This is a genomic window from Megasphaera intestinihominis (genome assembly GCF_040096415.1).
Classification (GTDB): Bacteria; Bacillota; Negativicutes; order Veillonellales; family Megasphaeraceae; genus Megasphaera; species Megasphaera intestinihominis.
This window is the reverse complement of record NZ_JBBMEU010000077.1, coordinates 1-9715: the sequence shown is the minus strand read 5'-3', so window position 1 is coordinate 9715 and position 9715 is coordinate 1. Positions and strand designations below refer to the sequence as shown.

6 protein-coding genes, 1 tRNA gene and 1 other annotated feature are annotated in these 9715 nt (G+C 52.1%); of the genes, 3 read left to right on the top strand and 4 right to left on the bottom strand.

The features are described 5' to 3' along the window. Window positions 1-2: 2 nt before the first annotated feature. The 4 genes from WMO23_RS10045 to WMO23_RS10030 all read right to left on the bottom strand — a co-directional run bounded on the left by WMO23_RS10045 (window position 3) and on the right by WMO23_RS10030 (window position 3626). A tRNA-Gly gene (locus tag WMO23_RS10045) sits at window positions 3-74 on the bottom strand. A gap of 310 nt (window positions 75-384) precedes the next feature. Next, window positions 385-1251: a nickel pincer cofactor biosynthesis protein LarC gene (gene larC / locus WMO23_RS10040; protein ID WP_020309588.1), complete on the bottom strand. Its 867-nt coding sequence runs from the start codon at window positions 1249-1251 to the stop codon at window positions 385-387. Between the two features lie 12 nt (window positions 1252-1263). Then, a complete protein-coding gene (locus tag WMO23_RS10035) occupies window positions 1264-2265 on the bottom strand; it encodes a nicotinate-nucleotide--dimethylbenzimidazole phosphoribosyltransferase (protein ID WP_301876859.1) in 1002 nt (333 codons plus the stop codon). A gap of 263 nt (window positions 2266-2528) precedes the next feature. Further along, window positions 2529-3626 (bottom strand): iron-containing alcohol dehydrogenase family protein, encoded by a 1098-nt coding sequence (locus WMO23_RS10030; protein ID WP_020309586.1) that lies wholly within the window; start codon window positions 3624-3626, stop codon window positions 2529-2531. A 434-nt stretch (window positions 3627-4060) separates the two neighbouring features. On the opposite strand from WMO23_RS10030, the gene WMO23_RS10025 reads away from it, so the two are divergent. The 3 genes from WMO23_RS10025 to ilvC all read left to right on the top strand — a co-directional run. Then, the gene (locus tag WMO23_RS10025; RefSeq protein ID WP_020309585.1) at window positions 4061-5938 is read left to right on the top strand and encodes a carbon starvation CstA family protein; all 1878 of its coding nucleotides are present in this window, start codon (window positions 4061-4063) and stop codon (window positions 5936-5938) included. A gap of 471 nt (window positions 5939-6409) precedes the next feature. Next, window positions 6410-8287, top strand: coding sequence for a carbon starvation CstA family protein (locus tag WMO23_RS10020; RefSeq protein ID WP_020311431.1), 1878 nt, complete (start codon window positions 6410-6412; stop codon window positions 8285-8287). 396 nt (window positions 8288-8683) lie between these two features. Further along, window positions 8684-8925, top strand: a binding site (T-box leader). A gap of 95 nt (window positions 8926-9020) precedes the next feature. Next, window positions 9021-9715 (top strand): ketol-acid reductoisomerase (gene ilvC / locus WMO23_RS10015; protein ID WP_349173957.1); only part of this gene is annotated, 695 nt, incomplete at its 3' end.

Genomic DNA, 9715 nt, shown 5'->3' with positions numbered 1-9715 from the left:
GGAGCGGAAAACGAGACTCGAACTCGCGACCCCCACCTTGGCAAGGTGATGCTCTACCACTGAGCTACTTCCGCATGACGACTTTCTAAGTATATCACATCGGGATTGATATGTCAACGCTGTATTCCGGCGGGCCGTTGTGCCCGTCACAGTGCTTAATTATAATACCATGACGTATGAGATTTGTCAAGAAAAAAAATAGGCTGTCGCATTAAGGCAGCCTATTTTTGAGTATTAAGTTTGCAGTTTGTAGTTTTTAGTGAATGGTTTTAAATTTAAAGCCATTTTCTGCAAACTACAAACTCTGTACTACAAACTATAAAGAGAAAGGAGCCTTGCATGATGGCAAATCCATTCGTGTGACAATCCCCTACGATTTACAGCCTACGATATTTCCCCTGCCTGTCCGATGAAGCCGCGGACGACGTTGGGGATAGTCAGGTCTTTCGTTCCAGCTCCGTAGGCCACGGTGTCGTAGACGAAATCCTTCGGGCGGACGCCGGCATGCGCCAGGACTTTGACCAGGGCAGCGCCGGTCGGCGTGACCAGTTCGCCTTTGATATCCGTCGCATACCAGGGAATCCCGGCCAGGAGTTCGGCCGTCGCCGGTGCCGGGACGGGCATGATGCCGTGAGCGCAGCGGACAAAGCCGCTGCCGGCATGGAGCGGCGACGTGGCGATTTGTTCGATGCCCAGGTATTTCAGGCACCAGACCGTACCGACGATATCCAGGATACAGTCGATGGCGCCGACTTCATGAAAGTGTATCTCGTCGACGGGGACGCCATGCACCTTGGCTTCGGCTTCTGCCAGGGCCTGGAATACGGCCAGGCTCTTGGCCTTGATATCGTCCTCGATAGGTGCACCTTCGATGATCTTGGTAATTTCCGGAAGGCCCCGGTGCTGATGGTGATGATGATGGCCCGTCATATCGACGAGATGGCCCTGGCCGGCCAACTCTTCCCCATGATGCGCGTGGTGTTCATGGTGTTCGTGTCCCTGTTCATGGTCGTGATGCTCATGATGGTCGTGAGCCCCGTGGTCATGACGTTCTGCATCGAGGAGGACATTATAATAGATAGACTGGATGCCCAGCTTGTTGACGCTGTGGCACACCAAGTCATAGCCCGTCAGGTTCAGCGAGGCCATGGCCTGTTTAAAGGCTTCAAAGGGGACACCGGCCTGGATGAGCATGCCGATGAACATATTGCCGCTGATACCGGAAAAGCAATCGAGGTATAAGGTTTTCATGGAAATCGCTCCTTATTTTAAATTTTCATTCATCATCTGTACCGATGCGTCGAGCATGGTCAGGCCCATAGCCGAGCCCATGCCCTGGTCGAGGTTCTGGTCCAGTTCGACGAAGGGCTTGAGGCCCAGTTTCTTCATCTGCATCTGATGGACCGGTTCCAGATAGCGCGCCGAAGCGCAGACGTAATCGTCAATCGTCGGGCATAAGGCGCGGGCAATGAGGACGGCAGAGCCGGTGACGGCGTTGTCAAAGATGACGAGCAGCTTGCGCTGGACTGCCGACAGGATGAAGCCGACCATGGCGGCAATGTCCGGAGCCCCGGCACGGCGCAGGAGGTCCAGGGGATCTGACGCATGGAAGTGGTGCTGGTCGATGACTTCCTTCAATTTCTCTAATTTCTGACCGGACTTCATGTGCTCCGGCAGTTCTTCCAGCTGGTCCCGGAAAAAGACAGCTGTCAATATGAAAGCCGTCAGCAGTCCCCGTTCGCCGAGGTTCCCCAGACCTACAGCCGTATAGCCTTCATCGGCCAGGTTCTGTCCGATCTGCAGGCCGCTGAAGAGGGCATCCATCATTTCATCTTCGCTCATGGCATCCTGGCGGGCCCAGAAATGGCTGCCGTGCATGACTTTTAAATTCTGTACGCCCTGCGATTCCGGGATATCTTCTTCCAGGCCCATGTCAAGGAGCATGACGCCGGCACCGATGCGGTGGGCCACCTTATTGATAGGCCCTCGGCCAGTGGCGATTTCCAGGGCGTCGGCCTTGCTGTTCTTGCCCTTGGTCTTATTTTCTCCGCCATCGACGGCATGGTCAGCTGCAAAGACGACGACGGCTTTCTGCAATTTTTCCGGATGCAGCGTCCCCTGTACACCGGCAATGCGGCCTGCCAGATAGGACAACTTGCTGTCCTGGCGTATGGTCAGACTGGCCAGGCGCTGATAGCACTCTGCCGTTTTTGCCAAATCCATCGGTTCGATGGCACTGATGACTTGTTCTAATACTTGGTCCATAATCCCCTCCGTGGCGTGAAAAGTTTGAAAAGGAGCTGTCGCAATAAGACAGCTCCTTTTTGAGTTTTAAGTTTGAAGTTTTCAGTTTGTAGTATATGGTAAAAATTTAAAAACATCTTCTACAAACTACAAACTCCATACTACAAACTAATCTTATTATAAAATTCATTATACACGAAAAAGCCAGTTATCGCTACATCATGACGTTCATCGTAGTCCGTTCATCGTTCATCGAAGCACTTCGACCAACGGCCTTCAAGGTATTATAACGAACGGCCGAATTCGTCGGTATCCATGATGGCTTTTTTGAAAGCTTCTTTGGTCAGCGGTTCGGGGACGCAGGTCCATTCGGTCAGGGCCGGAGCAGCATCAACGATGGAATCGACTTCGCCGGCTTTGATATCGAGGTCAGCCAGGGTCGTCGGGTAATGGCACTTCTTATAGAGGGCCGCTACCTGGTCGCGCAGTTCAAACTGTTTGTCATAGGTCAGCAGGACCAGGACGCCGAAGGAAACCGTTTCGCCATGGAGATGGCCTTCGACGACTTGCGGCAGGACCGTCGACGCGTTATAGAACATGTGAGCCAGGGACGAATTGTAGTAGTAGTCGCCGCCGCCCGTCGTACAGTTGGAAACGAGGCCCGTGCTGATGATGATATCCAGGACGACCTGCTGCAGGGCATAGGTGATCTTCTTGGCCTTGAAATCTTCCAGGGCCTGTTCACCATACTGCAAGAGCGGCGCCGTGCAGGCTTTGCCGATGGCCCGGCCCAGGAGGACCGTATGGAAGTGTTCCGCCGTACGGCTGGCCAATTCCGATTCACATTCTTTACTCATAGCATCGCCGATGCCGGCCCAGAAGAACTTGAAAGGCGAGTCGGCAATGATGGCCATATTGATGAAGGTATGGACCGGCGGCTGGTCGAGATAGTAGTAGCCGGCAAAGGATTTATCGGCTTTGTACATGACAGCCAGGGCCGTCGATGGAGCACAGTTGGAAGCCAGCGTCGGGAAAGCGAACAAGGCCTTGCCAGCCCGGTCAGCGACGACTTTACAGGTATCGATGGCACGGCCGCCGCCGACGGCGAAGACCAGGTCAGCATCCTGGACGGCCTGTTCACGGAGCAGGCGGTCGACGTGTTCATACGTCGCATCGTCGCCGTACCAGAGTACGCCGAGGACTTCCAGGTCCGTCTTGGCGATGGCATCGAGCAAGGGCTGTTTTGCCTTGGACAGGGCCGTCTTGCCGCCGATGATGACGACTTTTTTGCCGAAATGACGGGTAATCTTGCCGATAGCATCATAAGCATGGACGCCAATGGTAAAAGCCGGCAGAACCAAAGTATAGTCAGTTTGAGACATGATAAAAACCTCCTGTAATAATGAAAAAAGATAAGTTCAAAAGCTATAGCCATTATAGCATTGTCCACTGGCCGTGGCTAGGGTAAAAGGTTTAACTTTTCTATTCGCAATACCTATGAAAAATCGCTATGTTGACATTTATCCATATGACTTTCAGTAATTATATGGCTTATCTAGTATGTAAATTAAACGTTCATTGCTATATATAGTACGAAAACGTTTACTATAACAAATTGTAATTTGATAATGTATTTTGAGTTATAATCAGTTAGCGTACTATGCTGAGTGTACATCTTGCAATTCGGGAAAACTGCTCTATAATAAGGGAGCGTAATGTAGTGTACCCCATTTCCAAGCGTTGTACGTTGGTATCATTTTGTTTCATACGGAAAGGGTTGCACGCATACTATTTTATCAAAGGAGGTTCTTTTTGTATGAACGGTTTGTATCTCGTTATTATTTCAGCATTAGTGTTCGTACTGGCTTACCGTTTTTACGGCGCTTTCATCGCCGCAAAAGTCTTGACGCTGAACCAGTACAAAGTCACACCGGCATTCCGCTTTGAAGACGGTCATGACTACGTACCGACCAACAAGTACGTCGTCTTCGGCCATCACTTCGCAGCCATCGCTGGTGCGGGCCCGCTTGTCGGCCCGGTCATCGCCGCCCAGTTCGGTTATCTGCCCGGCGCTTTATGGATTCTCATCGGTGGGGTTCTCGCCGGTGCTGTCCATGACATGGTCATCCTCTTCTGCTCCATGCGTTACGATGGCAAGTCCATCGCCGAAATCGCAAAAGCACAGATTGGCCAGAAGACAGGCGTAGCTACTTCTTTCGCCGTCCTCTTCCTGAATATCCTCTGCATGGCTGGCATGGCCGTCGTTATCGCCAATGCCCTGGCAAACAGCCCGTGGGGTACTTTCACCATCGGCATGACCATTCCTATCGCTATCTTCATCGGCATCTACATGCAGTTCCTGCGTCCTGGCAAGATCAAAGAAGGCACCATCATCGGCGTCATCCTCACCTTGCTGGCTGTTGTCGCTGGTCCGGCAGTCCAGGCTTCGCCGGTCTTAGGGCCCATGTTCACCATCAGCCATAACGGCATCTGCATCGCCCTGATCATCTACGGCTTCATCGCCGCAGCCCTTCCGGTATGGCTCCTTCTGGCACCGCGTGATTACCTCTCTACGTACATGAAAATCGGTACTATCGGTGCCCTGGCTCTCGGCATCCTCATCGTAGGCCCGCAGATTCAGATGCCGGCAACGACGCAGTTCTGCGCTGGCGGCGGCCCGGTCATTACCGGTGCAGTCCTTCCGTACATCTTCGTTACCATCGCCTGCGGTGCTGTTTCTGGTTTCCATTCCATGATTTCCACCGGCACGACGCCGAAGATGCTCATGAACGAACGCTCCATCCTGCCTGTCGGCTATGGTGCTATGGTTACTGAATCCTTCGTCGCTATGATGGCTCTGATTGCAGCCTGCGCCCTCGTACCGAACGATTACTTCGCTATCAACTCTTCGGCTGCACACTTCCAGGCTCTGGGCATCCAGGTCGTCGACCTGCCGCACCTGAACGAAATGGTCGGTGAAAACGTCGCTCATCGTCCGGGCGGTGCTGTTTCCCTGGCTGTCGGCATGGCTTACATCTTCTCGAACCTGCCTGGCCTCGACCACCTCATGAACTACTGGTATCATTTCTGCATCATGTTTGAAGCTTTGTTCATCATGACTATCATCGATGCTGGTACTCGTGTCGGCCGTTACATGCTCCAGGAACTCGTCGGCCACGTATGGCCGAAATTCGGTGACCCGAACTGGAAACCGGGTGCTATCGTAGCATCGGCTTTGATCTGCGCAGCATGGGGTTACCTCGTACTGAACGGCAACTTGTCCACGATTTGGCCGATTTTCGGCGTATCCAACCAGCTGTTGGCTATCATCGCCCTCTCCATTTCGTCGGTTGTCATCTGCTCCATGGGCAAAGCCCGTTACCTCTGGGTTACTGGTCTTCCCTGGGCTTTCCTGATGGTCATGATTTTCTGGGCCGACTTCCTGAACATCTTCGAAATCTACCTGCCGAAGGGTGAATGGACGATGTTCACAGTCTCCATCATCATGGCCGTCCTGGTCATCATCGTAGCTATCGGTGCTATCCGTAGATGCATCTACCTGGCTAAGACCGTACCGGCCAGCTATGATACGACAGAAACTGTCGAAGCAGAAGAACTCAAACATCTCCAGGAACTCGTTAAGACGGATAAAGCCGCTCAGCGTTTCCAAGAATTAACCATTGCTCATCACTAAGAGCGAGTAAAAAAGGCTTGTCGCACATGCGGCAAGCCTTTTTTCTGTAGGGGCGACCACGTGGGGCGCCCGTTTACGCAAATCGGTTCATGGATATTCTACATATCCCCAGCGGGCTCGCCACGTGCGAGCCCCTACAGGCACAAATCACGAGCCACTGTCAATAATGCACAAAGTGCATTGTTGACCATTGATAATATACTCAAAATTCTCTTTGCGCAAAGGAAATGCCCGTTTTATAACGTTTTATTATTTTTATTATGAATTTATATCATGCTGTTTTCGTAATCTTTACTATAAGTAACTTGAATTTTTCTCTCCTTTAGCCTATAGTAAGTGTATAAGTACAGTGTATACTTTATTTCTCGTGCGATACATAATTCATATTACACCAATTAGAAATAAGTATAGCTCCGGATCCGTGGGAAGTAGAGTAGCCTACACACAATTTCATAAAGGAGGGATTGTTTTATGAATGGTTTGTATTTAGTCATTATCTCTGCATTAGTATTTGTACTGGCTTACCGTTTCTATGGCGCTTTCATCGCTGCCAAAGTCTTGACGGTCAACCAGTACAAGGTCACGCCGGCCTTCCGCTTTGAAGACGGCCACGACTACGTGCCTACCAACAAGTACGTCGTCTTCGGCCATCACTTCGCCGCTATCGCCGGTGCCGGCCCGCTCGTAGGCCCGGTCATTGCCGCTCAGTTCGGTTATCTGCCCGGTGCCTTGTGGATCCTCATCGGTGGCGTCCTCGCCGGTGCCGTCCACGACATGGTCATCCTCTTCTGCTCCATGCGTTACGATGGCAAATCCATCGCTGAAATCGCAAAAGCCCAGATTGGTGACAAGACTGGCTTGGCTACGTCCTTCGCCGTCCTGTTCCTCAACATCCTGGCTATGGCCGGGATGGCCGTCGTCATCGTCAACGCCCTGCACGACAGCCCCTGGGGTACCTTCACCATCGGCATGACCATTCCTATCGCTATCTTCATCGGTATTTATATGCAGTTCCTGCGTCCTGGCCGCATCAAAGAAGGCACTGTCATCGGCGTCGCCCTGACCTTGCTGGCCGTCGTCCTCGGCCCTGCCGTCCAGGCATCGCCTACTTTGGCTCCGCTCTTCACCATCAGCGCCAAAGGGATTTCCATCGCTCTCATCATTTACGGCTTCGTAGCCGCTGCCCTTCCGGTATGGCTGCTCCTGGCTCCGCGTGATTACCTCTCGACATACATGAAGATCGGGACCATTGGCGCCCTGGCTATCGGCATCATCATCGTCGGCCCGACCGTCCAGATGCCGGCTATCACCCAGTTCTGCGCCGGCGGCGGCCCGGTCATCACCGGCCCTGTCCTGCCGTACATCTTCATCACCATCGCCTGCGGTGCCGTCTCCGGCTTCCACTGCATGATCTCTACGGGCACGACGCCGAAGATGCTCATGAACGAACGCTCCATCCTGCCCGTCGGCTACGGTGCTATGCTGACCGAATCCTTCGTCGGCATGATGGCTTTGATTGCAGCCTGCTCGCTCGTACCGAATGACTACTTCGCCATCAACTCGTCGGCAGAACATTTCCAGGCCCTGGGCATCCAGGTCGTCGACCTGCCGCAGCTGAACGCCATGGTCGGTGAAAACGTCGCCCATCGTCCGGGCGGTGCCGTTTCCCTGGCTGTCGGCATGGCTTTCATCTTCTCCAACATCCCTGGCCTCGACCACCTCATGAACTACTGGTATCACTTCTGTATCATGTTTGAAGCCCTCTTCATCATGACCATCATCGATGCCGGTACCCGTGTCGGCCGTTACATGCTTCAGGAACTCGTCGGCCGCGTATGGCCGAAGTTCGGCGATCCCCACTGGCTGCCCGGCGCTATCATCGCCTCGGCTCTGATCTCCGGTGCATGGGGTTACATCGTCCTCCAAGGGAACTTGTCCACCATCTGGCCTATCTTCGGTGTATCCAACCAGCTGCTGGCCATCATTACCCTGGCCATCTCGACGGTTGTCATCTGCGCTATGGGTAAGGCCCGCTTCGCCTGGGTCACGATTATCCCCTGGGCTTTCCTGACCGTCGTCATCTTCTGGGCCGATTACCTCAACATGTTCAACATCTATCTGCCCAAACAAGAATGGCTCCTGTTCACCGTTTCGGCCATCATGGCTCTCCTGGTCATCATCGTCAGCATCTCCTCGATCAGAAGATGCCTGTACCTGGCTAAGACCGTACCGCCCAGCTACGATACGACAGAAACTGTAGAAGCCGAAGAATTGAAACACCTGGAAGAACTCATCAAGACCGACCCGGTCGCCAAACGCTTCAAAGAACTTACAGTTGATCATCATTAGAAAAAAGAGGCTGTCGCATTAAGACAGCCTCTTTTTGAATTTTAAGTTTGTAGTTTTTAGTTTGCAGCAAACGGTAAAAAATTTAAGCCAAACTTCTACAAACTACAAACTATAAAGTAAAAGGTGCCTCGCATGATGGTAAAAACCTTCGTGCGACAGTCCCTTTTTAGGTGGTTCGTGGGGCGTCCGCTCGCGCAAACCGACCTCGGTATTCCCACATATATCGGGCGGGCTCGCCACGTGCGAGCCCCTACAATCTATAAACGTTTTGCCTAATCATTTAACGTTTAACCTTGTTTTATTTTAAAAATTTATGGAAAAACATCTTGACATAGACCAGCAAATTGCGTACAATGTGTTCAAGCTTCAGGAAACAAACCGTGAAGCGAAATATTCGTAAATCTAATGACGAGAGAAAGTAGTCTGTACCATTGCTTTTCAGAGAGCTGGCGGCCGGTGCGAGCCAGTACGATGATACTGATGAAGCTCCTCTCCGAAGATCGACGCTGAATTTCATTAGGCGCCGACGGCATTTCACCGTTACCAGAAACGCGTATGTTGGTACGTTGTAGAGAGTCCGGCTGCAGCAATGCGCCGGGAATCAGGGTGGTATCGCGGAATTATACTCCGTCCCTTACAGAAGGGGCGGAGTTTTTTTGTTGGCCTCTTTTGACAAATCTCTAAATCCCAACGATAAAATTCTTATTTTATATTACAAAGGAGATATGTTATCATGGCAAAAGTATTTTATGATCAGGATGTAAACTGGGATGTAATGAAAGGCAAAAAAGTCGCAATCATCGGTTATGGCAGCCAGGGCCACGCTCATGCGTTGAACCTCAAAGACAGCGGCATCGACGTCGTCGTCGGCTTGTATGAAGGCAGCAAATCCATCGCCAAAGCCCAGGCAGCCGGCCTTGAAGTTAAATCCGTTCCTGAAGCCGTTAAAGAAGCCGATATCACGATGATCTTGATTCCGGACGAAAAACAGGCTGACGTCTACGCAAAAGAAATCGCTCCCAACTTGAAAGACGGCAGCGCCCTCGCTTTCGCTCACGGTTTCAACGTTCACTTTAAACAGATTGTTCCTCCTTCGACAGTCGACGTCTTCATGGTCGCTCCGAAAGGCCCGGGCCACCTCGTCCGTCGTACTTTCACTGAAGGCGGCGGTGTTCCTGACGTATTCGCTGTCGAACAGGACGCTACAGGCAAAGCCTTCGACATCGCTTTGGCCTATGCCCGCGGCATCGGCGGTACCCGTGCCGGCGTCATCCAGACGACTTTCCAGGAAGAAACGGAAACAGACCTCTTCGGCGAACAGGCAGTCCTCTGCGGCGGCATCTGCCAGTTGATCACCAACGGTTTTGAAACCCTTTGCGAAGCTGGTTATCAGCCGGAAATCGCTTACTTTGAAACCTTCCATGAAAT